The following is a 26444-nucleotide window of genomic DNA, read 5'->3' on the forward strand; positions in this document are numbered from 1 at the left end:
GGTCTCATGCTCGGGTTCCTGTTTCCCGGACAGGGCACGGTCCGTGTCGGCATGGGCGCCTGGCTGCGCCGCAAGCCGGTGGCCGCGGAGGTGTTCGCCCAGGCGGACGAGTCGCTCGGGCAGCCGATCTCGCCGCTCTGCGCCAAGGGGCCGCTGGACCGCCTGGTCGCCACCGAGCACGCCCAGCCGGCGGTGACCGTGTGCAACCTGGCGGCGCTGGCCGTGCTGCGCGCCGACGGGCACGAACCCGGCCTGGTCGCGGGGCACAGCGTCGGCGAGCTCAGCGCGCTGTACGCGGCGGGCGTGCTCGACCTGGCGGGCACGCTCCGGCTGGTGGAGATCCGTTCCCGGCTGATGGCCGAGGTCGGGGTGACGGGCGGGATGAGCGCGGTCATGGGGCCGGCGGTCGAGGAGGTCGAGGCGCTGGCCGCCGAGGCCGCCACCGCGGACGAGCCGCTCGTCGTGGGCCTGGAGAACGCGCCGGGCCACACGGTGGTCTCCGGCGCGCTGCCCGCGATCGAGCGGCTGGGCAAGCTGGCGACCGGCGCCCGCAAGATCGTGCCGCTCCAGGTCAGCAACGCCTTCCACTCCCCGCTGATGGCCCCCGCGGTACCCGGCTGGCGGGAGGCGGTGCGCGCCGCGCCGATGGCGCCGCCCCGCGTCCCGGTCGTGCCCAACGTCACCGCCGAACCCACCATGGATCTGGACGTGATCAGGGAGGCGCTGATCACCCAGCTCACCGAGCGGGTGCGGTGGACCGAGACCGCGGCGCGGACCACCGAGACCACCCTCTGCGTCGAGGTGGGCGACAGCAAGGTGCTGACCGGGCTGTCGCGCGGCGTCGGTGCCCGTTGCCTGAGCATGACCGACCCCGGCACGCCGCGCCGGCTGGCCCAGGAGCGGGGCGCGTGAGCCGGTGGGGCTGCGCCATGGTCTCCTTCGCCGGGCTCTCCCAGCCGGGGGAGCTCCTCGGCGGGATGCGGCTGGAGCAGGTCTACACCCGCCCGGAGCGTCTGCGGTCGGGGGCGGGCCGCACCCTCCAGCACTGGGCGGGCCGCCTCGCGGCCAAGCGGGCGGTGCTGCGCCTGCTGGACGTCGCGGAGACCGCCGAGCATCTCGGCCAGGCGGAGGTGCTGCCCCGGCCCACCCCGATGTGCTCCCGGAGCGCCGTCTGCCTGCACGGGCACCCGCCCGACGTACGGCTGAGCGGCGCCCTCGCCGACGCGGCGGGGGAGAAGGAGCGGATCCGGATATCCATCAGTCACACCGCCGCCTGTGCGCTGGCGGTCGCACTGGTCTCGGCGCGGCTCCCCGAAGACGACCACCTCGATGGGTTTGACGATGAGGCTCGACGGTGAGGCCTGACATGGACATGCGACAGATCGCGGAAAGCCACCTGAAGGCCTGGCAGAGCGGGGACGCCGAGGCCGTGGCCGCGGCGGTGGACGCCTTCGACGATCCGGACACGGCGGGCCCGCTGAGCGGGGACGCGCTGGCCGTCCACGCGGGCGAGGTGTTCGCCCGCTTCGGCAACCTGCGGTTCCACGTCGAGCACCTGGCCGTCACCGGGGAGCTCGCCGTGCTCTCCTGGACGCTGGAGGCCGACCACCGCGCCCCCTACCTGGCCATGCCCGCCGTCGGCGGGTCCGTCCGCGTCACCGGGACCGACCTGCTGGTCAGGGATGGTGAGACGGTGCGCGTCCAGCGGTGCTTCGACCGGCTGGCCGTCGCCGCCGCGCTGGGATTCGAGGCGAGGTTCGTGCCCGAGGCCGACGAGGAGCGGGAGTTCGGGGTGAGCACGCGGACCACCCTGGGGCGTACCGCGCGTCCCGGCGCCCTGGCGCTGACCTGGCTGGAGGTCGGCGACGGCGCGCAGGCGGCCGAGGTCGACCTGCTCAGCGTGGAGGTCGTCAAGGCGCTGCGCGCCTCGAAGGGATTCCTCGGCGCCTCGACCTTCGACATCGGCACGCGCAAGTTCACCCTGAGCGCCTTCGACCGCCCCGAGTCCGTACGCGCCGTACACGGCCGGCCCCACCAGCGGGCGATGCGGCGCTTCTTCAAGGGCGGACTGTGCACCCGGGCACTCACCAGCATCTGGCTGCCGGCCACGGTCCGCGAATACGCTCGCTGTCCCGACTGCGAGACCGTCTTCTCCACGGACGAGGGCGCGGCCTGCGGTTGTGGCTGGATTCCCGAGCGTGAATCCCTATTGTGACTGGAGTGCGATCTTGCCCACCCCCTCCCCCTGGTTCCCCTTCACCGCCGAGCACCGGCTTGACGACGGTGACCGGCCAACCGTGGTGTTCATGTCCGCCCTGTTCGCCGGCGGCTGGATCTGGGATCACCCCTACCGGCGGCTGGAGAGCGCCGGCTGGCCGGTGCTCCGCACCAACGAGCCCATCTGCGCGCTGGACAGCAAGATCGTCGGTTCGATCGAGCGGCTCGGCGACGTGCTGCTTGAGGTCTGTGACGCCGCGGGTGTCAAGGACATCATCATCTGCGCCAACTCCCTCGGCGGCCTGGTCGCGATCGACCTGGCGGGCCGCTTTCCCGAGCGGGTCCGCGGCATCGTGGTGAGCGGAGCCCCGGGGCTGACCCCCGACCCCGACGTCGGCCTGAGCTTCGACCGCAGGGCCAGCGTGCAGCCCGCGGGCGAGGAGTTCCGCGACCGCATGCTGGGCGCCCTGTTCCACGGCGAGCCGCTCTTCAGCGAGGAGCGGCTGGAGGAGACCGCCACCCTGCTGCGGCACCCGCCCGCGATGGTGAGCATGGCGCGCAGCCTCAAGGCCACCCGCGTCTACAAGGTGCTGTCGGCCGTGGACAAGGTGACCTGCCCGTCGATGTACGTGTGGGGGGAGTACGACCGGATGACCCCGGCCGCCGCCTGGGTGAAGGCCCTCGCCGACTACCCGCAGCACGAGATGGTGCTGATCGGGGGGTGCGGGCACATCCCCATGGTCGAGCGCGCCGACGAGTACGCGGCCTGCCTCGACCGGTTCCTGGCCCCCTTCGCCGAGGCGGCCGGGACGGCCGGGGTGTCCGCGTGACCCGCTCGGCGGTCCTGGTGGGCGTGGACATCGTGGAGACGGACCGGATCGCCAGGACCGTCTCCGACGGCGGCGCCGCCTACGGCAGGCGGGTCACCACGCCCGCCGAGCGGGAACTGCACGCCGGCTCGCCTCTCGCGGACGCCGCCTCGTTCGCGGTCAAGGAGAGCTTCATCAAGGCGGTGGGCGGCCGGCCGGCCGGGTTCGACTGGCACGACTTCGAGGAGCGGGGTGAGGAGCAGCGGTGGGCCACCCCGCTGCTGGCCGAGGCGGCGTCGGCGCTGGGCGCGTCCACCGGGCTGACACTGACCACGGGCGCGTCGTACACCGTCAGGGGCGCCAGCCGCCGCGCCGCCCTGGCCCGGCTGGCGCCACAGGAGAATGACGCCCCGGTGGCCGGCGCGGCCCGGTGGGGCCTTCGCGCGGGACTGCTCGTCGCGCTGGCGATAGTGACCGTCGATTCCAAGGGAGCACTGTGATGTCGCTTGTCCAGGCGGAGGGGGAGACCTTCGTCAAACCCGGAGAGTCGATCCAGCGAGCGCTCGACGAGGCGGGGCCGGGAGCGACCATCCAGCTGACCGAGGGGACCTACGCCGAGAGCCTGTGGATCAGGCACAGCGGGGTCACCCTGGTCGGTGCGGGACCGGAGCTGACCAGGCTGGTTCCCGGTGCGGCGGCGGAGGAGGTGGGCATCCCGCAGCTGCACGACGCGTCGGAGGACGTGGTCAGCGGCATCAGCGTGCACGGTGACGGCATCCGCGACGTCACCGTGCGCGGGCTGGCGGTGAGCGGCTTCTCCGGCTCAGGCGTCTACGCGCACACGGTCCAGGGACTCGTCGTCGAGGACGTCGAGGCGCGGGACAACGACTTCTGGGGCATCTACCTCCGCGAGTCCAGCGGCGTCGAGGTGCTGCGCTGCCGGGCCTCGGGAAGCCAGTACGCGGGCATCGCGCTGAGCTTCTGCCCCGAGGCGAACGCGCTGGTCGCGGAGAACGAGACCTCCGCCAACGCCTTCGGGATCTTCGTCGACAACTCCTCGAAGGCGCGGATGGTGCGCAACACCTGCCACGGCAACTCCGCCGGGCTGCTGCTGCTCAACCAGACCTACGAGGGCGAGTTGCCGGGCGGGGTGAACGACTGCCTGGTGGCGGAGAACGAGCTCCGGGGCAACGGGCTGCTCAGCGGGGAGGGCAACCCGAACGGCCTGGGTGAGGCGGGCCCGCCGATCTCCGGGGTGGGTCTCGCGCTGATCGGTGCCCACCGCGTCACCGTGGTGGGAAACCGGATCCACGACAACCACCCGAGCGGCCCCTCGGTCATGGGCGGGGCGTTCGTGCTGGGATCGTCCAAGGACTGGGGAGGCGACGAGTCCCTGGACAACCACATCTCCTGGAACCGGATCACCGGCAACACCCCGCTCGACGTCCAGGTCGACGCCGACTTCACCCGGCAGGGTTTCGCCAACAACGTGGCGAACGCCACCGCGCCCGACACGATCGAGGGCTGCGCCGCCGAGGAAAGCCGATGACGGTCACCCTGAGCTGTACGGGGCTGAGCAAGAGGTACGGCGACATCCTCGCCGTACAGGACGTCGGCTTCTTCATCGAGAAGGGGGAGGCCTACGGCCTGCTCGGTCCCAACGGGGCGGGCAAGACCACCGCGATCTCCATGCTGATGGGCCTGCTGCAGCCGGACGCGGGAAGCGTACAGATCTGTGGCCACGATCTCGCGACCGATCCGCTCGCGGCGAAGGCGAAGATCGGTTACGTCCCGCAGGAGATCGCGCTCTACCCCGACCTGACCGGCCGGGAGAACCTGCGCTTCTTCGGCAGGCTCTACGGGCTGCCCCGGCGGGAGCTGGCGAAGCGGATCGACGAGGTGCTCGACTTCGTCGGCCTGTCGGACCGGGCGGACGGAAAGATCGACACCTACTCGGGCGGGATGAAGCGCCGGATCAACATCGGCGCGGCCCTGCTGCACCGGCCGGAGGTGCTCATCCTGGACGAGCCGACGGTCGGGGTGGACCCGCAGAGCCGCAAGGCCATCCTGGACGGGGTCGAGCAACTGGTGGCCGACGGCATGAGCCTGCTGTACACCTCGCACTACATGGAGGAGGTCGAGCGGGTCTGCAAGCGCATCGGGATCATCGACCACGGCAAGGTCATCGCCGAGGGCACCCGCAAGGAACTCGTCTCCACCCTCGGCAGCGCGGACCGGGTCGAGCTCGTCCTCGACGGCGACCTGGATATCGCGACCGACAAGCTGCGCGCGGTGGAGGGGGTCACCGAGGCGGTGCGGACGGGTACCTCGTCCATCCGGCTGATCGTCAACGAGGGAAGTCACCTGCTGCCCACCCTCATCGCCGCGGTGCGGGGCATCGCCGTCGTGACGGCCGTCGAGGTCATCGAACCCGACCTTGAGGCCGCGTTCCTGCACCTCACCGGCAACAAGCTGCGGGACTGACGATGCTGAGAGCTCTTTTCGTGGTGAGCCGTCTCGAACTGCGCGCCAGGTTCATGGACGGTACGGCGGTGCTGACCGCCCTGCTCGCCCCCATCGTGCTGGCCTCGCTGTTCGGGTTCGCCCTCGGCGGAGACGATCCGCCCTTGCGCGCCACGGTGGGCTTCGTCGATCTCGACGGCGGGGAGTTCCCCTCCAGCGTGCGCCGGGAGGTGCTGTCGGCCAAGGAACTCGACGGCATGCTGACCCTGCGCGACTTCACGACGGAGAAGGACGCGCAACAGACCCTCGACGACGGGGACATCGGCGCGGCGATCGTGTTCCCCCCGGGGTTCAGCCGACACGTCGGCGCCGGACGAGGGGGGAAGGTCACCGTGCTCACCTCCCCGGAGACGCCGCTGGCCGGAGTGGTCGCGAGCAGCATCGTCGACCGGATCTCCGCCCTGGTGGACGCCCGCACCCTCGCGGTCAAGGCGTCCCTGGACGCCGGCGTCTCCGCGGACAAGGTCAAGGAGTTCGTCGAGCGCAACGGCGCGAGCGGCCCGGCGCTGACCCTGGAGAGCGACCCCATGGCGGGCGGAAAGGTCGACCTGTCGGTCTACTACGGCTCCGGCATGGCCGCGCTCTTCGCCTTCTTCGTGGTGGGCACCTCGGTCAGAAGCCTGCTCACCGAGCGCAACCTCGGCACGCTCAACCGGATGCGTGCCGCGCCCATCCGGCCGTGGATCCCGATCGTGGGCAAGGGGGTGGTCGGCTTCCTGCTGGCACTGGTCAGCGTCTGCGCCGTCTGGGCCTCCTCGGTGCTGCTGTTCGGGTCCACCTGGGGTGATCCGCTCGCGGTGTTCGCGCTCTGGACCGCGCACGTGCTGGCCGCCGCCGCGATCACCATGCTGGTGGCCAGCAGGGCGAGGACCGACTCCCAGGCCGACGGGCTGATCATGGGCGTCTCCTTCGTCTTCGCGTTCCTGGGCGGCAGCCTGGTGCCGATGTACAACCTGCCGGACTTCCTGCAGAAGGTGGCGCTGTTCACCCCGAACGGCTGGACGTCGACGGGACTGACCGAGCTCGCCGGTGGCGGCGGGGGCCTGGCGACGGTCGCCGGCCCGATCGCCGCACTCTGCGGGATGGCACTCGTGGCCGGCGGCATCGCCGCCTTCGGCTTCCGGAGAGGACTACTCGGTTGACTTCCTCCCCACGGCTGAAGCCGGGAGATTCCAGCCCTCACGGGTTGGGTTTCCTGCTTCACCGGCAACCGCCCGCCCGGCTTGTTCCGCTTGGGTCCTACGTCGCCTCCACAGGCGTTTCACCTCTCCGCCAGCCCGGCGGCGAGGGTGTTGCCAGTCGTGCGGGCGGCGGCTTGGTTATCGCCGCCGATGCGCACACGTTACTCACCCGCGCGGCTCCGTGCTGTGTTTCCTCCACAGAGCTGAAGCCCGGGGTCTCCACGCTGAAAAGAGCCAGATGAGCCCGAGCCCGGTCAGAGCCCTGGTGGCGGCCAACCTGCGCCGTCACTCCCGCGACAAGGTGGGCCTGTTCTTCATGGTGGTCATGCCGTTCGTGACCATCCTCTTCGTCGGGATGGCCCTGGGCGGAAGCGCGTCCGGACAGGACCGGATACCGGTCGGGGTGGTCGCGCAGGACTCCGACCCGGTCGCGACGGCCGTGCTGCGCCAGCTGGAGACCAGCCCCGACCTCGCGATCGAGCGGATGGAGACCGAGGAGCGGGTGCGCTCCGGGGTGCGGACCGGCGCCCTCGCGGCCGGTCTGCTGATCCCGCCGGGGTCCACCGAGCTGGAGCTGGTCATGACCCAGACCAACGGCAGCGGCCTGGCGGCACGGAGCATCATCGACGTCGCGGTAGGCAAGGTGGCCGCGGTGCTGGAGGCCGTGCGGGCGGCCCAGTCGGCGGGTGCGTCCCCGGCCGAGGCCGAGGCCCTGGTGCGCAAGGCCCAGACCGAGTCGGCCCAGGTGGCGGTGAGCACCAGCGGCGCCGCGGAGAGCTCCACGCCCCGCGGATTCGCCTACACCGCACCCGCCAACGTGCTGCTGTTCACCTTCGTCAACTCCATGGCGGTCGCCGCGGCCCTGGCCGAGAGCCGCAGGCTGGGCATGATCCGCCGTTCCCTCGCCGGGCCGGTGCGGGAGCGCGCGGTGCTGCTCGGAGAGGTGCTGAGCAGGCTCATCATCGCCGTCGTGCAGGCCTGCCTGATCATGGTGGTGAGCACGCTGATGTTCGACGTGTCATGGGGAGACCCGCTGGGCGTCGCCGCGGTCGTCGGCTCGTTCTGCCTGGTGTCCACCGGCGCCGCGGTGCTGGTCGGCAGCCTGGTGCGGTCGCCCTCCCAGGCCCCCGCGATCGGGCCTCCGCTGGGCATCGTGCTCGGCATGCTGGGCGGCTGCCTGTGGCCGCGAGAGGTCGCGGGCGAGACCCTGAACATGATCGGCTACCTGGTCCCGCACGGCTGGGGGATGGACGCGCTGATCACGCTGACCAAACCGGGCAAGGGGCTGGGCTCGGTCCTGGTCGAGGTGGCCGTACTGCTCGGGATGGCGGCGCTCCTGCTGGGCATCTCGCTCGTGGTGTTCCGCAAGCGCATGCGCACGTCCAACTGACCGAACGCGGCACTGGGGAAAAGGGGCGGCGAATGCGCATCCTGGTGACCGGCGGGGCCGGTCTCACCGGCTCCCGTCAGGTGTGCGCGCTCGCGCGCGGTGCCTCGATGGCCGCGTCGGCGGCCGTGCCGGAGACCATGACCGCGCGCCGGCGCCGGGACGGCCGGGCCCGCGTCACGGACCCGGCGACCCGCACATGAAGGGCATCGTGCTGGCCGGGGGCTCGGGCACCCGGCTCCGGCCGCTGACCACGATCACCTCCAAGCACCTGCTGCCGGTCTACAACAAGCCGATGGTCTACTACCCGCTCTCGGTGCTGATGCTGGCCGGAATCCGGGAGATCCTGCTGATCAGCACCCCCGAGCACCTGCCGGGCTTTCGGACGCTGCTCGGTGACGGCTCCCGGCTGGGCCTGCGCCTGAGCTATGCCGTCCAGACCGCGCCCCGCGGGCTGGCCGACGCCCTGGTGGTCGGCGGGGAGTTCGTGGGCGACGACCGGCTGGCCCTCATCCTCGGCGACAACATCTTCTACGGCCACGAACTCCCCTCGGTGCTCCGCGACGAGGTCGGCAAGCTCGACGGCTGCACGGTCTTCGGCTACCCGGTCGCCGACCCCGAACGGTACGGGGTGGCGGTTCTCGGCGAGGAGGGCCGGCTGGTCGACATCGAGGAGAAACCGGACCGGCCCCGGAGCAACCTCGCCGTCACCGGCCTCTACCTCTACGACAACGTCGCGCTGCGCTATGCCGCCGAGCTGACCCCTTCGGCGAGGGGTGAGTTGGAGATCACCGACCTCAACCGGCGCTTCCTCGCCGAGGGCCGCGCCCGGCTGGTCAACCTGGGCCGGGGTACGGCCTGGCTGGACACCGGCACGCCGGACAGCCTGCTGGAGGCCGGGGTCTTCGTGCAGGTGCTGGAGAAACGGCAGGGCGTGCAGATCGCCTGCCTGGAGGAGGTGGCCTACCGGATGGGTTACATCGACGACCACGGGCTCCGCGAGCTGATCGGCCGCGCCGGATCCGTGACGGAGGAGGGGCGCTACCTGGTCCGGGTGCTGGAGGCCTCTATATAGATCAAGATTGACATAGGCATTTGTCTATGTTGAAAGGGGGAGCGATGGAGCCACTTGAGCTTCTGGAGTGCAACCCGCCGCTGGCCCGAGATCTGACCGGCGTCGCCGTCCGCGTCTCGTCAGTGGGCAAGGAAGATCGATCTGGAGGCGGCGCCCGCTCGGGTACCCGTGTCAGGCGACCGGGGTACGCCTAGCATGGAGGTATGCGCACCGATCCGGTGACGTTGTTCCTCTGCGGGGACGTCATGCTCGGCCGCGGCGTCGATCAGATCCTTCCGTACCCCGGTGACCCGACGCTGCAGGAGAGCCATGTCCGTGACGCTCGGACATATGTCGATCTCGCGGAGGCGGTGAACGGCCGAATTCCCCGGCCGGTCGGCTTCTCCTGGCCGTGGGGGGATGCCCTGGGGGTGCTGGCGGAGGTCGCGCCCGATGTCCGGGTGGTGAACCTGGAGACGAGCGTCACCCGGAGCGATGATTTCGCGGTGGGGAAGGCCGTGAACTACCGGATGAATCCAGCCAACCTGCCCTGTCTGCTGGTCGCCCGGCCCGACGCCTGCGTGCTGGCGAACAACCACGTCATGGACTTCGGCCGACGAGGTCTGGAGGAAACGCTCGACGCCCTGGCCGGCGCGGGACTGCGAGCGGTGGGGGCGGGCCGGGAGACGGACGAGGCGCGGCGACCCGTGATCGTCACCGTCGAGGGTGGCGGGCGGGTCCTGATCCTCTCCTGCGGGACGGAGTCCAGCGGCATTCCGCCGGAATGGGCGGCGGCCCCGGATCGCGGGGGTGTCGACTTCGTCCCGGAGCTGTCGGAGGCCGCCGCGGCCGAGGTGGCCGGCCGGGTGCGGCGGGTGAAGCGCCCCGGTGACGTCGCGGTCGTCTCCATCCATTGGGGCTCCAACTGGGGTTACCACGTCTCCCGAGAGCAGCGGCGCTTCGCGCACCGCCTGGTCGACGGCGGTGTCGACGTGGTGCACGGGCACTCCTCGCACCATCCCCGGCCCGTCGAGGTCTACCGAGACAAGCTCATCCTGTACGGCTGCGGTGACCTCGTCGACGACTACGAGGGCATCACCGGCTATGAGGAGTACCGGGACGATCTTCGGCTGCTGTACTTCGTGTCGGTGGAACCGGAGTCGGGCAGGACGGCCGGTCTGCGGATGGTGCCCATGCGGGCCCGTCGGATGCGCCTCCAGCACGCCTCGGGCGAGGACTCCGAATGGCTGCGGGCGGTTCTCGACCGGGTCGGCCGTGACCTCGGGTCACGAGTCGACACCGAGCCGGACGGCGCCCTCGCGCTCCGGCGGACGTAGGCGGGGCCGGACATGACCGCAGGCGCCTCTCCAGAAGATCTCATCCGGGCCGTCCGGGCGATGGGCGTCCGCGACGAGCGTCTGCTGGAGGCCGTACGCGCGACGCCGCGAGCGGGATTCGTCCCCGCGGACCGTATCGCCATCGCCTACCACGACGAGCCCATCCCGATCGGGCACGGGCTGGTGACCACGCAGCCCTCGCTGTCGGCAAGGATGATCGAAGGTCTCGGTCTCGGCGGGACGGAACACGTGCTTGAGATCGGCACCGGCCTCGGTTTCCAGACCGCGCTGCTCGCTCGCCTGGCCGCCGACGTGGTGACCGTCGACCTGTGGGCGGACCTGGTCCGGCAGGCGCGCCGGAACCTCGCCCGGCAGGGGATCGGCAATGTCGAGCTGCTCGTCGGAGACGGCGGCGGCGGCGTGCCGGACCGCGCCCCGTACGACGGCATCGTGGTGTCGGCCGCGTTCCCCGAGGTGCCCCCGCCGCTGGTCGAACAGCTCCGGCTCGGCGGTCGCCTGGTGCAGCCCATCGGGCCGGGCGGGCGGGAGGAGGTCGTCCTGTTCCAGCGCACCGTGACCGGACTTGAGCGCCGGCAGGTCCTCACGCTGGCCAGCTTCGTCCGCCTTCATGGAAGATACGGTTTTCCATCCTGAACGTGTTACCCCGAGCCGGCCACGTCTCCCCGCGGACGGTGACCGGGAGGACGGCCTCCACGACCGTGCCGCCGCCCGAGGCCGGGCCGATCGAGCACGTCCCGCCGAGCTCGGCGGCGCGCTCGCGCATCGAGGCGAGGCCGATCCCGGGGCGAGGAGCGGCGGGCAGGCCGTCGCCGTCGTCCTGGACGCGGACGGTGAGGAAGGAGTCCCCGCGCCGGAGCGAGATCGTCACCGACCGGGCTCCGGCGTGCCTGCGGACGTTGGTGAGCCCCTCCTGCACGATGCGGTAGGCGGCCGTCTCGACGGCCGTGGGCAGGCCGGACAGATCGCCCTCGATCTCGACGGTCACCGTGGGGCCGCCGGTCGCCAGCGCCCGTACGGCTCCGGCCAGGCCGAGCGTGTCCAGGGTGGGCGGGCACAGGCCGTACAGCAGCTCCCTGACCTCCTCGCTGACCGCGTCCATGCCGCGGCGCAACTCCGTCAGGTGCCGGTCGGCGGAGTCGGGGGCGGTGCGCAGGCTGATCCTGGCCATGTTGATGGCCATCGCCATGTCGGTCAGCGCGTGGCCGAGCCCGTCGTGCAGATCCCGGCACAGGCGACGGCGCTCCTCCTCGCGGACGCCGGCCACCACGGCCGCCAGCGCGTCGCCCGGCTCGATGACGGCGGTCACGGCAGTTGCCAGACGCCCGAGAACACCGCGGCCAGGACCAGCGCCGCGCAGACCCCCAGCCAGGGCCCGCGCCGGGTCGAGTCGCGCAGCATCGCCAGCGCTCCCGCTCCCAGGCTCAGCGCCAGCAGGTAGAGCACGTGCCAGAACGCCGACCCCGGGGCCTTCTCGAACGTCGACATCGGCGAGGTCCACAGGACGAACTCCACGAAGAAACCGAGGAACCGCTCGGAGGTCGAGTAGACGACGTAGTTGAAGGCGACCAGTACCACCATCACCGCGAACGGCACGCCCGGCCAGGGCGCCCAGCGGGCGGTCGCCGTTCCCAGCAGGGCGGCCCCGAGCACGCACAGCGGCCCGGCGGCCATTTCCCACACTGTGGGGGTATGCCCAAGGTCCACGCGGAAGGCCAGGCAGAGGCCCAGCAGCACCGCCTGGAACAGGCACGCCAGGACGAACGGCACGAGGGCGGCCAGGCAGGCGGCGGCCGTACGGTGCGTACGGTCGAGCGGTGCGGTGGACAGCAGCTCCCGGGTACCGGCCCGGCGCGCGGCGGTGCCGATGAGGTTCGCGGCGAAGAAGATGAGCACGCCCCACTCCATGACCATCTGAGCGGTGATCACTCTGAAGGAGTCCTGCGGCCACTGCCAGGGTTGGGTGAGGAGCACCAGCGTCAGCAGCGCGAGCCCGAGCAGGTTGAGCGGGTGGCGGAGCAGCAGCCGGGCTTCGGCACGGGCCAGCGCGGGTACCGCGTGCAGCGTCGTCACGGGCAACCGCTCCGCCACCCGTGACGACCCGGTCAGGGGCGCGTGGTCGTCGGTCGGCGTGTCCGTGGCGATGTTCGTGCCGATCCCCGTGCCCGGCCCGGTCTCCGCCGCCCGGGACGGGGCGCCGTGGTCGTACGTCATGCCGCCGCCTCCGCGGCCGTGCCGCCGAGCAGCAGCAGGTAGCCGTCCTCCACGGTCGGCTCGGCCAGGTGGGCGCCCTCCGGAGCGGGCCCGATGTTGCGGAACAGTCCGTCGCCGGTGCGCCAGGAGAGCACTCCCGACTTCTCCGAGGAGAACCAGACCCGGCCCTCGGCCAGCGCCCGGATCTCCTCGGGCGTGCCCTCGAACTCGCACCGTCCCGCCTTGAGCACGACCACCCGGTTGCAGAGGGCGGCGACGTCCTCGGTCTGGTGGGTGGAGAGCACGACGGCCCGGTCCTGCCCGATGTGCGAGATCAGCTCGCGGAACCGGAGCCGCTGCTCGGGGTCCAGACCGACGGTCGGCTCGTCCAGCAGGATCAGCTCGGGGTCGCCGAGCAGCGTCTGCGCGATGCCCAGCCGCCGCCGCATGCCGCCGGACAGCGTCCGGATCCGCTTCCCGCTCACGGAGGTCAGCCCGACCTCCTCGATCACCCGGCGCACCTCGTCGTGCCGGGCCCGCCGCTCCACCATCTCCTTCAGGATCGCCACGTAGTCGATGAACTCGAAGACCGTGAACCCCCGCTGGTAGCCCGGTTCCTGCGGCAGGTATCCCAGCCGCCGCCGGATCTCCAGCCGGTCCCCGGCCGGGTCCCGGCCGAGCAGTCTCAGCTCGCCCTCGTCCGGGGCGAGTACGGTCGCCAGCATCCTGATCAGCGTGGTCTTACCCGCGCCGTTCGGCCCCAGCAGACCGGTCACCCCCTTCCCCGCGGTGAAGGTGAGCCCGTCCAGGGCCCGGCTGCGGCCGTAGGCCTTCACCAGACCCGCTGCCTCGATCATGAGAACTCCCTGCGGCGCGCGATGAGAAGGACGACGGATACGAAGGTGATGGCCAGGTAACCCACCTGCCCGGCGCCGCCGAACATCGCCAGGCTCGGCTCGCGGAGGTTCGTGGCGACGACCACGACCAGCCAGGCCGCCGCCACGGCGGCCCCGCAGTGGCGCGGGTCGAACCGGCTGGAAAGGACGAGGGTCAGCGAGGTCAGCGCGAGCGAGGGCAGCAGCCACGCGGCCACGGTCCAGTCGTTGCCCAGCAGGGCGAGGCCCATCACCAGCGCCAGCGCGGCCGAGGACGTCAGCACCGCGGCGGCGCGCATCAGCATCAGCCGGAACATCGAGTACGGCGCGGCCAGGCCGATCTCGTGGGCCGGATCGCCGTCCCGGCCGAAGGCCACGGCGACTCCGGCGACCGGCAGGATCGGGGCCAGCGTGAGATAGACGAGCAGTCCCCACCGGGTCGTCTCTCCCGAGGCCAGCGCGGCGAACAGGAGCGCCACGGTGCCGGCCGCGATCCACGGCAGGCGCAGCGAGTGGGTGGCGCCCAGCAGCCGGGCCGTGTGGTCGCGGACGCCGATCGCCCGCAGCAGCCGTTCGAACGGTCCCGGCACGGGCGTGTCCACCGCGTCGGCCACCTCCGCCCAGACCCGGTCCAGCCGGGAGCGCGGTACCCGGGGCGCGAGCAGGCTCCGGCACCGGCCGCAGGCCAGCAGGTGGGCCTCGACCGAAGCGGCCAGCGTCGGGTTCAGTTCTCCGTCGGCATACCTGACGGCCAGGCCGTCGTCCATGTGCCAGGCGCTCATACCAGCTCCTCCCTCAACAGCGCCTTCGCGCGCATCATCCGGGTCTTGACCGTCCCCGTCGGGATGCCGAGCAGCCGCCCGGCCTCCCGGGTAGTCAGCCCGTCCAGCACCGTCGCCTGGACCACCGCGCGCAGTTCCGGGGAGAGCCGGCCCATCGCCTGGCCGAGCTCGCCGTACTCGATGCCGAGCAGCACCTGCTCCTCGGCCGAGACCATGACCTGCTCGTAGGCGGGCAGTGGCACCGCCGGACGGCGGCGGAGCTGGTCCAGCAGGCGGCGGATGCCGATGCCCCAGATCCAGGCCGCGACCTCTCCCTTGCCCTTCCAGGTGCGCGCCGTACGCCAGACGGCCACGAAGGTGTCCTGGACCGCCTCGTCCACCAGCGCCGGGTCGGCGCACCGGCGGGTGAGCCGGATGACGAGCCAGGGCGCGTGCCGGGCGTAGAGGACCTCAAGGGCCCGGCGGTCCTCGCCTGCGACGGCGTCGAGAAGCCGGGCGTCCGTCCATGTCTCGTGCTCGTTCAAGGGAGCCCGTCCAATGCTGTCATGCCCCTCTGTCGCACCGGAGGGCTCCAGCGGTTCACGGTATGAGAAGAACCGAATGCGATGTTTCGCCCGACAACTGAGGTATGAGAAGGAAAATACTGGCCTCGCTGGTGGCCCTGTCAACGGCGTGCGCCGTGGCGTCGTGCTCGCGGGGAGTGCCGCTGGACGGCCCCCCGGGCACCGGGAAGATCATCATCGACGCGGACATGGGCGAGCTGAACGACGACGCGCAGGCCATGTTCCTGCTGGCCGCCGCCGAAGGGGTGGAGGTGCTCGGGGTGACGACCGTGGGCGGCAACACCTGGCCGGAGGAGGGCACCGCGTACGCGCTGCGCCAGCTGGAGCTCATCGGCAGGACCGACGTCCCGGTGGTGACCGGCGAGACCAACGTGCCTGCGCCGAGGGACGACTACGACGGGGCCCTGGACCGGCCGCGACCGGCATCCCACCGCGCGCTGGCCACCGAGCCGCACGGCGGCTACGCGACGACCCGGCCCACGGCGGGCAGCGCCTCGGACTTCATCGCCGACCAGGTGAGACGCCACCCCGGCGAGGTGACCGTCTTCGCGCTCGGCCCGGCCACCAATCTGGCACGCGCCGTACGGGAGCATCCCGAGATGGTCCCCCTGGTCAAGGAGGTCGTCTATCTGGGAGCCGACACGGAGGGCGAGGAGTTCAACCGCTGGTTCGACCCCGAGGCGTCCCGGGTCGCCTTCGCCGCTCCGTTCAGGCGCGAGCTGGTCGTCACGCTGGAGGCGGCGCAGCGGCTCACCCTGGACAGGCCGACCTACGAGCGGGTGGTCGCGGGCCCGGAGACCCCGGTCAGGAAGCTCTTCAAGGAACTCCAGGGGCCGCTCTTCGCCGGAGATCCCGGACATCGGGCGTTCGTCTGGGACGCCGTGGCCGCGGCGGCCTTCCTCCGCCCCGAGATCGTCTCGGACTCCGACGGCCGCACCGTGCTGGAGGTGGACCCGGACCGGTTCTGGGACCTCTACGTCACGCGGATCGGCTCGACCGGGCCGCCGAGTGCCGGGTAGTCGATGTCGCCGGCGGCGCTGCCCGCGGTCCGCAGGGCGCACACGGTCGCCGGGCCCTCGCTCCACGGCCCACGCATCCGTCGGAGGTCGCCACCAGGCAGGCGCCGCCCTGGGCGATCTGCGTGTGCCGGACGCCGAGCCGCTCGCCGATGAGCCAGCCGTACGTGGTGAGTACCCACACCGGACCATCCCCACAGGCGCGGGGCCGACGCCTCGTCATCTCCCGCCGTCTGCGCGTCCCCAGGACCATCCCCGCAGGCGCGGGGCCGACTCGGCGTCGCGTTCTTCGCGTGTGTCGTAGCGGGGACCATCCCCGCAGGCGCGGGGCCGACCCTGCACCACCTGGAACTGTTCCGGCTGAGCACCCAGATCCGGGCCCTCGAAGCGGTGCTGGCCGACCTCGCCGGACCGCGGGCCCGTATCGAGGCGGTCAGTTCAGGAAGGGAAGTCAGATGATCCCTTCGCTTGCCTCGGGCAGTGGGTCCGCCGTACCCGAACGAGCCCGCGCCGATGTCCGGTCGCAGGTCACCGCCCTGACTATCGTGGAGCATCATGCAGATGCAGAGGGTCGCCATCGTGGGTTGCGGAGGCAGCGGCAAGTCCCACCTCGCCCGCGAGCTGGGCAAGGTCGTGAACGCGCCGGTGACTCATCTAGACGTCGTCTACTACGACGACGCGTGGAATCCGCTGCCACCCGAGAAGTTCGAGGCGCTCCAGCGCGACCTGGTCCGCGGCGAGCGCTGGGTGATCGACGGCAACTACAACTCCACGCTCCAGGTGCGGCTGGAGGCCTGCGACACCGTGATCCTGATGGACGTGCCCACCGTCGTGGCGCTGTGGGGAGTCTTCTCCCGTCAGCTCAGGCACGGCCACGGCCAGGACCGGGACAGCGGGATCTACAACCGCATCCACTGGGGGGTGCTGCGCTACGTGGCGACCTATCGGCGCAGGATGCGGCCCCGCGTGCTGGCCAAGATCAAGGAGACGGGTCGGCGCGGAGGTTTCACGAGGTTACTCCCGACCACCGGTCGCCGTTCTCCCGGGCCTGAACGGGGTGGCGCGGTCGGCGGGCAGGAACGAGACTGGTTCTGGCGCGCACAGCGGCGGAGGCGGGATGACGACGGCACGTATCGAAGGCTCCGAGGGGGCGCGACCGGGGCGGCGGCCGGAGTTGGACGCGATCCGCACCCTGGTGGTGGTCGGGCTGGTGTTCTTCCACTCGGCGCTGGTGTTCGACACCCGCGACGACTACTACGTGAAGAACGCCGAGACCACCGGCGTGACCACGATCGCCGCCGGTCTCGGCGTGGTGTGGGCGATGCCGATGCTCTTCCTCATCGCCGGTCTCGGCTCGTGGCACTCACTGCGCCGGCGCGATCCCGCCGGATTCGCCGCGGAGCGGCTGCTGCGGCTCGGCGTGCCGCTGGTGTTCGCGACGCTCACCATCATCCCGGTGCCGCAGTGGCTGCGGCTGCGGGCCGACCCTGCGTACCACGAGTCGTACCTGCGGTTCCTGCCGCGCTTCTTCGACGTGCGCCTGGACCTGGCGGAGTTCCCCTTCGTCATCCAGGGCGAGCACTTCGAGGTGGGGCACCTGTGGTTCGTGCTGATGCTGCTCGCGTTCTCGCTGCTGCTGGCGCCGCTGGTCCGCTGGTTTCCCCGCGACCTCGGCCGGCGGATCCGTGACCGGCTGGCCACGTCGGTGCGGCGGCGCGGAGCGGTGCTGCTGCCGGGTGTCCCGGTCGCGGTGGTCAGCGCGCTGGCCGGCCTGGAGGAGGGGTTCGCCGCGTGGAGCCGCTGGGCGTACCTGCTGTTCTTCCTGTACGGGTTCGTGCTCGCCGCCGACGAGCGGTTCCGGGCGGCGATGCGCCGCGACGCGGTGCCGGCCGCCGTGCTCGGCCTGGTCCTGTTCCTGAGCGGCATGCCGGGTTTCCTGGTCGCGGGCGACACCCCCGGCGCCGATCCCTTCACGGACCTGACCGTGCTCGCGATCGGCGTCCGCACGCTGTACGGCATGGCGGGGTGGTGTTGGCTGGTCGCGATCCTGGGACTTCTCGACCGCCGCCGTCCGGCACCGGCCGCGGCGCGGAGCACCCCGGACGGTGCCGGACGGCGGCTGTACGGCTATCTGGCCGTCGCCGCGTTGCCGCTGTACGTCCTGCACCAGCCGGTCGTCGTCGCGGTCGCGTACGGCGTGGTCGGCTGGGACGCGCCGATCGTGGTCAAGTACCTTGTGATCGTCGCGACCTCGCTCGCCCTGACCGTGGCCGCCTACGACCTGCTGGTGCGCCGCACGCGGGTGACCCGGTTCCTGTTCGGGATGCGTGGATAGCGGACCGTCCACGGCCACCGCGGTCATGTCCCTCCCGTGCTCCGGATCACTCGCCGTCGCGCAGGCCGGAGTCGAGGTCGGGTGCCCTGACGACGGTGCCCCCGCCGAGCAGTAGGTAACCGTCCTCCACGGTCGGCTCGGCCAGGTGGGCGCCCTCCGGGGCGGGTCCGAGGTTGCGGAACAGCCCGTCGCTCTCCGAGGAGAACCAGGCCCGGCCCTCGGCCGGTGCCCGGATCTCCTCGGGTGTGCCCTCGAACGTGGAGAAGTTTCATAGGCTCGTCATTGCGAGATTTCGCATAACTATGCGGAGTGTCGGAATTGGTGGTCAATGGCCATGGAGGCGTCCGCTTGGGCGGGGTCGAGATGATCCTCTTGTCCTGCTGGGCGGTATGCCGTAGGTTTTGACGAAATACCGGAATAATGCGATGCGCGAAAGGGGTCGTATGAACCCGATCGAGCAGAAGAAGTTGCTCATGGACGTGTCGCCTGGATCGGCGATGCACGAGCTGATGCGCCGCTTCTGGCTCCCTGTGTGCCTGACGCGCGATGTGGCCGCGGACGGCGATCCCATGCGGATCCGGGTGCTCGGAAACGACTACGTCGTCTTCCGCGACTCCGAGGGCCGCCTCGGCATCCTGGACGAGCTGTGCACACACCGGAGCGCCTCGCTGTGCCTTGGCCGCAACGAGGAGGGCGGCCTGCGGTGCCTCTATCACGGCTGGAAGTTCGCGGTCGACGGCACCGTTCTTGACACGCCCAACGTCCGGGACGAGCGGTTCAAGCAGCGCGTCCGCCAGCCCGCCTACGGCGTGCGCGAGGCCGGCGGCATCGTCTGGGGATACTTCGGTCCCCCGGAGGCCGAGCCCACGCTGCCGCACTACCCGTTCTTCGATCTCCCTGCGGAAAACGTCGTCGTCGAGCTCGTCGTCGCGTCGGCGAACTACACCCGCGTGGTCGAAGGCCTGCTCGACTCCTCGCACACCGGCGTGCTGCACCAGGACGCGCTGAAGAAGCTCGACACCGGCAACGGTCCGGCGCCGATGCTCGGCGGCCGGACGCGTGCGTCGACGGGCGCCGTCCTCGCCAAGAACCTCGCACCGGACATCGAGGTGCAGGAGACCGACTTCGGCCTGCGGTACGCGGCGATCCGCACCGTCAACAACGAGGACGGCACCGAGACGCGCGCGGCCCGGATCACCAGCTACGCCTTCCCGACGACCATCTTCGTCCCGCCGGACCACCTCATGCAGATCACGCTGCCGGTCGACAACGACCGGTCGCACTTCTTCATGATCTTCTGGGACCCGGTACGGCAGATCGGCGTCGGCGAGGCGCGCGACGAGGTGCGGGCCTACTACGGCATCGACGATGTCGGCATGGACAAGTGGGGTCTCGGCCGTGAGTTCCACGATCTGCCCGGCCGGCCCTCCAGGGAGAACAACTGGGGCCAGGACCGGGAGGCGATGCGCAACGGGAGCTTCACGGGCATGCAGCGGTTCATCCCCGAGGACTTCGGTGTGTCCGCGTCGATGGGCCCGATGGAGCTGTACCCGATCGAGCACCTGGTCCCCGCCGACCTGGCGATCGCAAGATTCCGTCGCCGGCTGATCGACAACGCGCAGCGCGTCGCCAGGCGAGAGGCGCCGCTCGGCCTGAACGCCAAGCAGCAACCCCGAGGGGACTACCTGGTGCTCGAGGACGGCCGGTCATGGCAGGACCACTTCGCGGAGACAGGCTGGAGCGGGGTGTGACCGTCGTCGAAAGACGCGCCCTGCCGATTTCACGGCTCCGGATCCCGGACGCCGGGAACGGGCTTCCAACAACGGACGACCCCACCCCGGCCACCGACCTGCTGGTCCGGGCCCGCACCGGCTTCGTCTTCGAGTAGGTCGGCGACCGGCCGACCCAGGTGGCGTTCGCCCCGCCGCTGTACGGCGCCGCCCTGCGCCAGCGCCGTCGCACCGGGCGCGGCCGGGTGGTGCGGGTGTCTCCGCGGCAGGGCTCAGCGCTGTTCTGGCCGCATCCGTGGCTCACCGCCGAGCGCCCCGATCCTGCCTGGCATCGATACGAAACACACGTCTGCGATCACACTTCAGCGCGAAAGAAACAGAGATGCCGATGACAACATCACCGGTGGCCCGGCCGTTCCGCTTCACGTTCGCCAAGGAGGCCGTCGAGGACCTCCGACGGCGGCTGGAGCTCACCCGCTGGCCCGACGAACTGGACGCGCCGGGCTGGTCCTACGGGACCGACCTCGGCTACCTGCGCGAACTCGTCGACTACTGGCGCGACGGGTTCGACTTCGCCGCCGCCGAGCGGCGCCTCAACGAGATTCCGCAGTTCCTGACCGACGTCGACGGCCTCGACGTGCACCACCTGCATGCCCGCGCGGCGAATGACGACGCGATGCCGCTGCTCCTGCTGCACGGCTGGCCGGGGTCGATCGTGGAGTTCCTGGACACCATCCCCCGCCTGAGCGAGCCGGAACGCTTCGGCGGCCGGAAGGAGGACGCCTTCCACGTCGTCGCGCCGTCATTGCAGGGGTACGGCGGGTCTGCCCCGGCGACGGCTCCCGGGATGTCCCCGCGCGCGATGGCCGGCCGCTTCGCGAGACTGATGGCCGAGCTGGGCTACGACCGCTACATCGTGCAGGGCGGGGACTGGGGCAGCCTCATCGCCTGTCACCTCGCCGCCGGCCATCCCGACCACGTCGTCGGGCTGCATCTGAGCATCGCCCAGCCGTTCCCCCCGCCGGGCGAGGCCGACCCGATGTCGCTCGTGGCCGAGCACGAGAAGCCGTGGATGGAGGCCAACGCCGACCACGCCGCGAACGGTCTGGGCTACCACGCGATCCAGAGCACGCGGCCGCAGACCGCGGCGTACGCGCTCACCGATTCGCCGACGGGATGGTGCGCGTGGGTGCTCGACAAGTTCCACGTGTGGACCGACTGCGAGCGAGACGGGCGCCGGGACATCAGGAACGCGGTGTCGTGGGACGCCTTCCTCACGAACCTGTCGCTGTACTGGTTCACCGGCACGATCGCCTCGGCGGCCCGGCTCTACCGGGAGCAGACGCTCGCGCAGGGCCGCGGCGAGGGTGCGGCCGGGCCGGTCGCAGTCCCGACCGGAGTGGCGATCTATCCCGGCGAGATCGTCAAGTCGCCGCGGGCGTGGATGGAACGCCGCTTCCCTGTCGCGCACTGGTACGAGGCGCCGCACGGCGGGCATTTCGCCGCATTCGAGCAGCCGGAGACCTTCGCCGAGGATCTTCGCCGATTCCGCGCCGTGCTTGCGGTCTCCTGACGGAACAGATCGATCGCCCTGCCGGTCCCGTTGGGGAACCGGCAGGGCGATGTCGCACCGGGGATGCGACGGTTCGCGCGGGGAGGCTCGTGCGCGGCGGTCCCGGGGATATCGCAGGCGGGCGGGTGAGCGCGCCACGGCCCACCGCCGCTGGTCCCGCTCACGCGCCGGCGTTGCGTGGGCATCGCGCCGTTCCTCTTGGTACGCGTGACTCGGATTTCTACTTCAGCTTGAGCGCGTCGACGAAGCGCCGGTCGATGATCTGGTCTGCCGTTAGAGGACTGCTGTAGGACAACGCGTCCGTTTCGAGGTACCAGCTCTGGTAGGAGGCGATCTCCTCGGGCACTCCGTCGAGGTCTGTCCCGAACTTGTTCGGTTCGAGCTTGCGGACGACGTCGGCATCGGTGCCGGAACCCGCCGCCAACGCGCTCACGACCTTGTCCTCGGCCCGGAAATCACCCTGCAGATAGGTCCGCGTGGTGCGGGCCAGGGCCCGGACGAAGGCCAGGCCGACATCGGGGTTCTGCGTGCGCAATCCGTCGGAGAACCAGTAGTGGACGCTCGCCCTGCTGGAGATCAGGCCGGGCATGATCTCGCAGCATCCGCTTTTGACGATGACGTCGTTGAACGGATTCGAGGCATAGCCGACGTCGACGGCGCCCCGCTCCAGCGCGCCGGCGATGTCCGGGCCGGCGAGGTTCTCGAACTTGATGTCGTCCGGCTTGAGGTCCACGCCCGCAGCGCGGATCTTCGCGAAGAACAGGCCCAGCGCGCCGGAGGCCCTTCCGGTGGGCACTCCCAGGGAAACGCCCTTCACGTCGGCCGCCTCGAACGTGCCGTTGGAACCGAGGGACTTCTTGTTGATGTACCAGCCTTGGGTACTGCTCTCCTGGCGTCCACCGCCGGAAAAGACCACGCGCGCCCCGGCGCCCCCGGAGGTCAGGTTGAGAACACCGGGGGTCGGAATGGTGACGGCCACGTCGATGCGCCCCTGGTCGAGCAGCACGTGAGCGTCCTGGGCGGGGAGGACCTGGACGTCGACCGTGAGATTCTCCTTCTTGAACTCGCCGAGGCCGTTGGCGGCGAACAGCGCACCATAGGACAGGGCGCCGCTGGTCACTGCCACCCGGACGGTCTTGGGCACTTTCATCGGCACAGGTGCCAGCGGGTCGGCCGCGTTCACGGACGGGAACGCGGCGGCTGTCCCGCCGTCACCCGTGTCGCCGCCTCCGCCGCATGCGGCGGAGAGCAACGCCACGGTCATCGACATCGCGGCCGCAGCCAACGATCTACGCGACGTGACCGCCCTGGGCATCCTGTGAGAGCGGCTTTGGCCGACGTCGGCTCTGCCCCTCAGACGGAGCGAAGTGCTGAGCAACATGACGAACGTACCTTTCTCGGGGGTATAGGGCGTTCCCGGCGGCCCTGACCCTGTCGCTTCGGCAGGTGTGGCGGTGGGGTCGACGGCGCCCCGCCGGTAGTGCGACGCCGTCGCCGGATCGGCCGTGCCGGTCAGGGCATCGGGAACAGATCGGGCACGAAGTCCCGGACCGTGGCGGGGCCGTAGTTCGTCAGCCCGGCGAACGATGCGGCCCGGCTCATCTTTTGCTACGAGGTTTCGTAAAAGTATGCGGAAGGTCGTAATGATAAGTCAATTGGCGAAGGTGGTTCCGCGGTCGTACCCGGAGAGGCGGACCGCCGGGGCCTGCTGTGGACTCTTGCCTTGAATCACGGCCTACCGTAATATGTGCCGAAATAGCGATGAAATGCTGTTTAGGCTGGAGCCCCCGGTCATGGAGGCGATTGTGCGAGTGCCGGATCCCCCACGCGGGCTCGGCATGCGGTGTGCCCCCCGGTTGCTCGGCCGACGGAGGCTCCCGGGCATCGCGGGTCGGTGAGCCGGGTCGCGGGTGGAGCCTGGTCTTCAGCGGAAATTATTGGGTGTTAGGGAGTAGCCAACGTGGACCCGGTGAACGTAGAGCTTGTCACCCCCGTGAAGCTGTCGACCGACGGGGTCGTCAACGTGTACAACCCCGCGTGCACCGATGAGGTGGTCGGGACGATTCCCCGGATGTCGGTGGCCGACGTCGACGCCGTGGTTCGCGCGGCGCACGACGCGCAGCGCGCCTGGGCCGCGCTGACGCCCGCGCGGCGTTTCGAAATGATCGAAGGCGTGGTGACCACTCTCGACATCGCGGACACGGATCGGCTGCTCACCCGCGAGCACGGCAAGGTGCTGGTGGACTCCACCCGGGAGCTGAAGTACCTCGACTACCCGGTCAAATTTCTCGGGGAGCACCTGACCTGGCTGGCAGAAGGTGAGGATCTGGGCGACTCGGGGATGCATCGCACGCGGATCTACCGTGACCCGTTCGGTGTGGTCGGTATCCTCGCCCCGTGGAACGTGCCCATCGGCATGAGCGTCATCACCATCGCCCCGGCGCTGCTGGCCGGCAACTCGGTGGTCGCCCACGTGCCGGTGACCGCGCCGCTGACGGTCATGAAGCTCTTCGGCCAGCTCGCCGCCGCGCTTCCCGACGGAGTGCTGTCGCTGATCTCCTCGCCCGACACGAAGGTGGCCCAGGCGCTCGTCGAACATCCGCTGGTGCGTCACGTCCACTTCACCGGAAGCCCGGCAATCGGCGCACTCGTCGCACAGGAGGCGGCGGCGACGAACACGACGATCACTCTCGAACTCGGGGGCAACGACCCCGCCATCGTGCTGGACGACGCCCTGGACGACGCGTCGATCTACCAGCGGCTCGTCACCGCGGCGTTCCCGTTCGGCGGGCAGGCGTGCATCGCGCTGAAGCGGCTGTACGTCCCCGCCGCCCGTGTCGGCGAGGTCGTCGAAGGGCTGGGCGCGGTGCTGGGCTCCACGGTCGTCGGCGACGGCATGCGGCCCGAGGTGACCATGGGCCCGCTGCACACCGCGGCCATCCGCGCCCGGGTGGCGCGCCTGGTGGAGGAGTCGCGGGCGGCCGGCTTCCGGGTGGACGAGTACGGCACGCTCGTCGACGACCCGGAGAGGGGCCACTTCCTGCTTCCCACGCTGGTGTCCGGGGTGACCAACGCGGCCGCGGTGGTCCGTGAGGAGCAGTTCGGCCCCACCCTGCCGGTGATCGGCTACGACTCCCTGGACGAGGCGGTCGCGATGGCCAACGACTCCGAGTTCGGGCTGGGCAGTTCGGTGTGGTCGAGTGACGTGGACCGGGCGGTCGCGCTGGCGCGCCGGATAGAGGCGGGCATGACCTGGATCAACATGCACGGCGGCCCCGGCATCGACGGCCGGGCGCCGTGGGGCGGCGTGAAGCGGAGCAGCGTGGGGCGTGGTGGCGCCAACCGGGCGGGGCTTGAGGGCTTCACCGAAGGACACGCGATCACTCTGCCCGGCTCCGCGCGTTAGGCAGACGTCAGGGCGTGTCCTGTGGATCGCGGTGACGACCGTGGTAGGCGCAGGACGCACAGGACACTCCCTGCCGCCTCGATCTCTCGATGAGAACGGCGGTGACGGACGGGCCGGCACCGTCCGCCATACCGAGACCCGGGGGTGGGGCGCGGCAGGGCCCGAATGTGAAAAGTGCCTTCGATCCGATCGGATCGAAGGCACTTTTCAATGCCGCGTTCCATGACGGCGAGTTCGGGCGGGAGACCGTCCGGACCTGCCTGGCCATCGCCGAATCCGCCCGCGAGCGACACGAGGTGTTTCGCAGTGCGCCGGAGGTGGCACACCTGTCCCAGGCGGATTCACGACAACCTGCGTGCCGGTCGGTTGCTGCGGATCGCCCAGCCGCTGAACAACCTCCCGCCGGCCGAGGACGCGGAGCACGCGTGCTCGTCTGCGGGTACTCGGTGAGGAACCAGGTCCGCGCCTCGCCGGTGCGGATCACGGTGGAGACGATCAGATCGTTGCCGCCGTCGTCGCCCAGGCCGGCCAGGTGCGTCGCGGCGCAGGAAGTAGCCGGTGGCGAACTGCCGCGTCGGTCACCGGGTAAAACAGCACCTGCCGGCGCAGGGCGATCCCGCCGCGCTCCCTGACCATCAGCGTCAGCGCCGCGCTCATATTGCCGCCGACCGAGTCGCCCGCCACCGCGATCAGCTCAGGGGCCAGTCCCTTGGCCCGGCCCGCGGCCACGACCCATTGCGCGATCGTCCGGTTCTGCTCGATCGCCACCGGGTAGCGGTGCTCGGGCGACAGGTCGTACTCGGGGAACACCACGGCCGCCCCGGCTCCGACCGCCAACTCGCGCACCAGTCGGTCGTGCGTGTGAGCGTTCGGCTCCAGAACGGGTTTGTTCATGATCACTTCCGGGAGGCTTGGAGTTACGTGACCTATGCAAGCAACGCGGGCCGGGCACATCCAGGCACAACCGCAGGCACAAGTAAGCACTGGCCGACAAGGCCGCGCCAGTTCCTGGCCCCGAGGCGAGCCGAGAGAATCACGATCTTCCCTTTCGCCCCGGCGTTGACTCGCTCGAAGCGAGGCGGATCCATCGGGTCGCGGTGCGCATTCGCGCCACGGCCCTTGCGGGAACGCCTCAACGGGAACGGGTCAAGGATCGGGCCGCCGCCGGCGTCGCGGTGGAAGTCGTACTCATCCACAGCGGGGAGCCGCCAGCGGCGGCTAGGCAAATATTGCGAATCTCCGCAGTAATGTGCGGCATTTCGTTAATGTGGCCAATGTCAAGGATGCTCTGCGAGGGGCTGCCGTCCGGCGCGGCGAGCGGTCGCGCCTTCGGTGAATGCCCGTCGCCCTCGGTCCGTCGCGAGCGTGCGGGGTGGCACGGTAGGCGTGAAAGTCCGGCCGGGGGCGAAAGGTCGCTCGCCTGCGCCGTCGTCGTCCGCGCGCGA

General features: G+C 70.7%; 26 protein-coding genes. 19 read left to right on the forward strand and 7 right to left on the reverse strand.

Annotated features, from left to right (window positions below; genetic code table 11):
- Positions 1–6 precede the first annotated feature (6 nt).
- From ACQP0P_RS14510 to ACQP0P_RS14570, 13 genes are all read left to right on the forward strand, one after another.
- A complete protein-coding gene (locus ACQP0P_RS14510) occupies positions 7–912 on the forward strand; it encodes an ACP S-malonyltransferase (protein WP_433376226.1) in 906 nt (301 codons plus the stop codon).
- Positions 909–1358, forward strand: a complete 450-nt coding sequence (locus ACQP0P_RS14515) for a phosphopantetheinyl transferase (RefSeq protein WP_433376229.1) — start codon at positions 909–911, stop codon at positions 1356–1358. The genes ACQP0P_RS14510 and ACQP0P_RS14515 overlap by 4 nt, the downstream gene beginning before the upstream one ends.
- 8 nt (positions 1359–1366) lie before the next feature.
- Positions 1367–2215 (forward strand): ester cyclase, encoded by an 849-nt coding sequence (locus tag ACQP0P_RS14520; protein WP_433376232.1) that lies wholly within the window; start codon positions 1367–1369, stop codon positions 2213–2215.
- A gap of 13 nt (positions 2216–2228) precedes the next feature.
- Positions 2229–3047, forward strand: a complete 819-nt coding sequence (locus ACQP0P_RS14525) for an alpha/beta fold hydrolase (protein WP_433376235.1) — start codon at positions 2229–2231, stop codon at positions 3045–3047.
- Positions 3044–3526: a 4'-phosphopantetheinyl transferase superfamily protein gene (locus ACQP0P_RS14530; RefSeq protein WP_433376238.1), complete on the forward strand. Its 483-nt coding sequence runs from the start codon at positions 3044–3046 to the stop codon at positions 3524–3526. The genes ACQP0P_RS14525 and ACQP0P_RS14530 overlap by 4 nt, the downstream gene beginning before the upstream one ends.
- Positions 3526–4575 (forward strand): right-handed parallel beta-helix repeat-containing protein, encoded by a 1050-nt coding sequence (locus ACQP0P_RS14535; RefSeq protein WP_433376241.1) that lies wholly within the window; start codon positions 3526–3528, stop codon positions 4573–4575. The genes ACQP0P_RS14530 and ACQP0P_RS14535 overlap by 1 nt, the downstream gene beginning before the upstream one ends.
- Positions 4572–5510, forward strand: a complete 939-nt coding sequence (locus ACQP0P_RS14540) for an ABC transporter ATP-binding protein (RefSeq protein WP_433376244.1) — start codon at positions 4572–4574, stop codon at positions 5508–5510. The genes ACQP0P_RS14535 and ACQP0P_RS14540 overlap by 4 nt, the downstream gene beginning before the upstream one ends.
- Before the next feature lie 2 nt (positions 5511–5512).
- The gene (locus tag ACQP0P_RS14545; protein WP_433376247.1) at positions 5513–6691 is read left to right on the forward strand and encodes an ABC transporter permease; all 1179 of its coding nucleotides are present in this window, start codon (positions 5513–5515) and stop codon (positions 6689–6691) included.
- Between the two features lie 277 nt (positions 6692–6968).
- Positions 6969–8120, forward strand: coding sequence for an ABC transporter permease (locus ACQP0P_RS14550; protein WP_433376250.1), 1152 nt, complete (start codon positions 6969–6971; stop codon positions 8118–8120).
- 32 nt (positions 8121–8152) lie between these two features.
- Positions 8153–8320, forward strand: a complete 168-nt coding sequence (locus ACQP0P_RS14555) for a hypothetical protein (RefSeq protein ID WP_433376253.1) — start codon at positions 8153–8155, stop codon at positions 8318–8320.
- Positions 8317–9192, forward strand: coding sequence for a glucose-1-phosphate thymidylyltransferase RfbA (rfbA, locus tag ACQP0P_RS14560; RefSeq protein WP_433376256.1), 876 nt, complete (start codon positions 8317–8319; stop codon positions 9190–9192). Before ACQP0P_RS14555 ends, rfbA begins: the two co-directional genes overlap by 4 nt.
- A 203-nt stretch (positions 9193–9395) precedes the next feature.
- A complete protein-coding gene (locus tag ACQP0P_RS14565) occupies positions 9396–10508 on the forward strand; it encodes a CapA family protein (RefSeq protein WP_433376259.1) in 1113 nt (370 codons plus the stop codon).
- 12 nt (positions 10509–10520) lie between these two features.
- Positions 10521–11162, forward strand: a complete 642-nt coding sequence (locus ACQP0P_RS14570) for a protein-L-isoaspartate O-methyltransferase family protein (protein ID WP_433376262.1) — start codon at positions 10521–10523, stop codon at positions 11160–11162.
- On the opposite strand, the gene ACQP0P_RS14575 is transcribed toward ACQP0P_RS14570, so the two are convergent.
- From ACQP0P_RS14575 to ACQP0P_RS14595, 5 genes are read right to left on the reverse strand one after another with little or no spacing between them, the layout of a single operon-like run.
- Positions 11110–11835 carry a sensor histidine kinase gene (locus ACQP0P_RS14575; RefSeq protein ID WP_433376265.1) on the reverse strand — a complete coding sequence of 242 codons (726 nt, stop codon included), beginning with the start codon at positions 11833–11835 and terminating at the stop codon, positions 11110–11112. The genes ACQP0P_RS14570 and ACQP0P_RS14575 overlap by 53 nt on opposite strands.
- Positions 11832–12740: a hypothetical protein gene (locus ACQP0P_RS14580; RefSeq protein ID WP_433376268.1), complete on the reverse strand. Its 909-nt coding sequence runs from the start codon at positions 12738–12740 to the stop codon at positions 11832–11834. Before ACQP0P_RS14580 ends, ACQP0P_RS14575 begins: the two co-directional genes overlap by 4 nt.
- The gene (locus ACQP0P_RS14585; protein WP_433376271.1) at positions 12737–13576 is read right to left on the reverse strand and encodes an ABC transporter ATP-binding protein; all 840 of its coding nucleotides are present in this window, start codon (positions 13574–13576) and stop codon (positions 12737–12739) included. The genes ACQP0P_RS14580 and ACQP0P_RS14585 overlap by 4 nt, the downstream gene beginning before the upstream one ends.
- Positions 13573–14376, reverse strand: coding sequence for a zf-HC2 domain-containing protein (locus ACQP0P_RS14590; protein WP_433376274.1), 804 nt, complete (start codon positions 14374–14376; stop codon positions 13573–13575). Before ACQP0P_RS14590 ends, ACQP0P_RS14585 begins: the two co-directional genes overlap by 4 nt.
- On the reverse strand, positions 14373–14900 hold the full coding sequence (locus ACQP0P_RS14595) for an RNA polymerase sigma factor (protein ID WP_433376277.1): 528 nt from the start codon (positions 14898–14900) through the stop codon (positions 14373–14375). The genes ACQP0P_RS14590 and ACQP0P_RS14595 overlap by 4 nt, the downstream gene beginning before the upstream one ends.
- 104 nt (positions 14901–15004) lie before the next feature.
- Here ACQP0P_RS14595 and ACQP0P_RS14600 point away from each other — a divergent pair, with 104 nt between their 5' ends.
- The 5 genes from ACQP0P_RS14600 (at position 15005) to ACQP0P_RS14620 (ending at position 21593) form a co-directional block, all read left to right on the forward strand.
- Positions 15005–15958, forward strand: a complete 954-nt coding sequence (locus ACQP0P_RS14600; protein WP_433376280.1) for a nucleoside hydrolase — start codon at positions 15005–15007, stop codon at positions 15956–15958.
- Between the two features lie 1114 nt (positions 15959–17072).
- Entirely contained in the window at positions 17073–18290 is a 1218-nt protein-coding gene (locus tag ACQP0P_RS14605; RefSeq protein ID WP_433376283.1) for an acyltransferase family protein, read from the forward strand.
- Positions 18291–18733: 443 nt separating this feature from the next.
- On the forward strand, positions 18734–20041 hold the full coding sequence (locus ACQP0P_RS14610; RefSeq protein WP_433376286.1) for a Rieske 2Fe-2S domain-containing protein: 1308 nt from the start codon (positions 18734–18736) through the stop codon (positions 20039–20041).
- Positions 20038–20178, forward strand: a complete 141-nt coding sequence (locus tag ACQP0P_RS14615; RefSeq protein ID WP_433376289.1) for a hypothetical protein — start codon at positions 20038–20040, stop codon at positions 20176–20178. Before ACQP0P_RS14610 ends, ACQP0P_RS14615 begins: the two co-directional genes overlap by 4 nt.
- A 224-nt stretch (positions 20179–20402) precedes the next feature.
- Positions 20403–21593, forward strand: coding sequence for an epoxide hydrolase family protein (locus ACQP0P_RS14620; RefSeq protein ID WP_433376292.1), 1191 nt, complete (start codon positions 20403–20405; stop codon positions 21591–21593).
- A 220-nt stretch (positions 21594–21813) separates the two neighbouring features.
- Here the strand turns inward: ACQP0P_RS14620 and ACQP0P_RS14625 are convergent, their stop codons facing one another.
- Complete coding sequence (locus ACQP0P_RS14625; RefSeq protein WP_433376295.1) at positions 21814–22743, reverse strand: ABC transporter substrate-binding protein; 930 nt, start codon at positions 22741–22743, stop codon at positions 21814–21816.
- A gap of 819 nt (positions 22744–23562) precedes the next feature.
- Between ACQP0P_RS14625 and ACQP0P_RS14630 the strand changes: the two genes are divergently transcribed.
- Positions 23563–24999 (forward strand): aldehyde dehydrogenase family protein, encoded by a 1437-nt coding sequence (locus ACQP0P_RS14630; RefSeq protein ID WP_433376298.1) that lies wholly within the window; start codon positions 23563–23565, stop codon positions 24997–24999.
- 495 nt (positions 25000–25494) lie between these two features.
- Here ACQP0P_RS14630 and ACQP0P_RS14635 read toward each other — a convergent pair whose 3' ends face one another.
- Positions 25495–25893: an alpha/beta hydrolase fold domain-containing protein gene (locus ACQP0P_RS14635; RefSeq protein ID WP_433376301.1), complete on the reverse strand. Its 399-nt coding sequence runs from the start codon at positions 25891–25893 to the stop codon at positions 25495–25497.
- Positions 25894–26444 lie beyond the last annotated feature (551 nt).

The organism is Streptosporangium sp. CA-115845, from assembly GCF_050943795.1.
In the GTDB taxonomy this organism is placed as follows: Bacteria; Actinomycetota; Actinomycetes; order Streptosporangiales; family Streptosporangiaceae; genus Streptosporangium.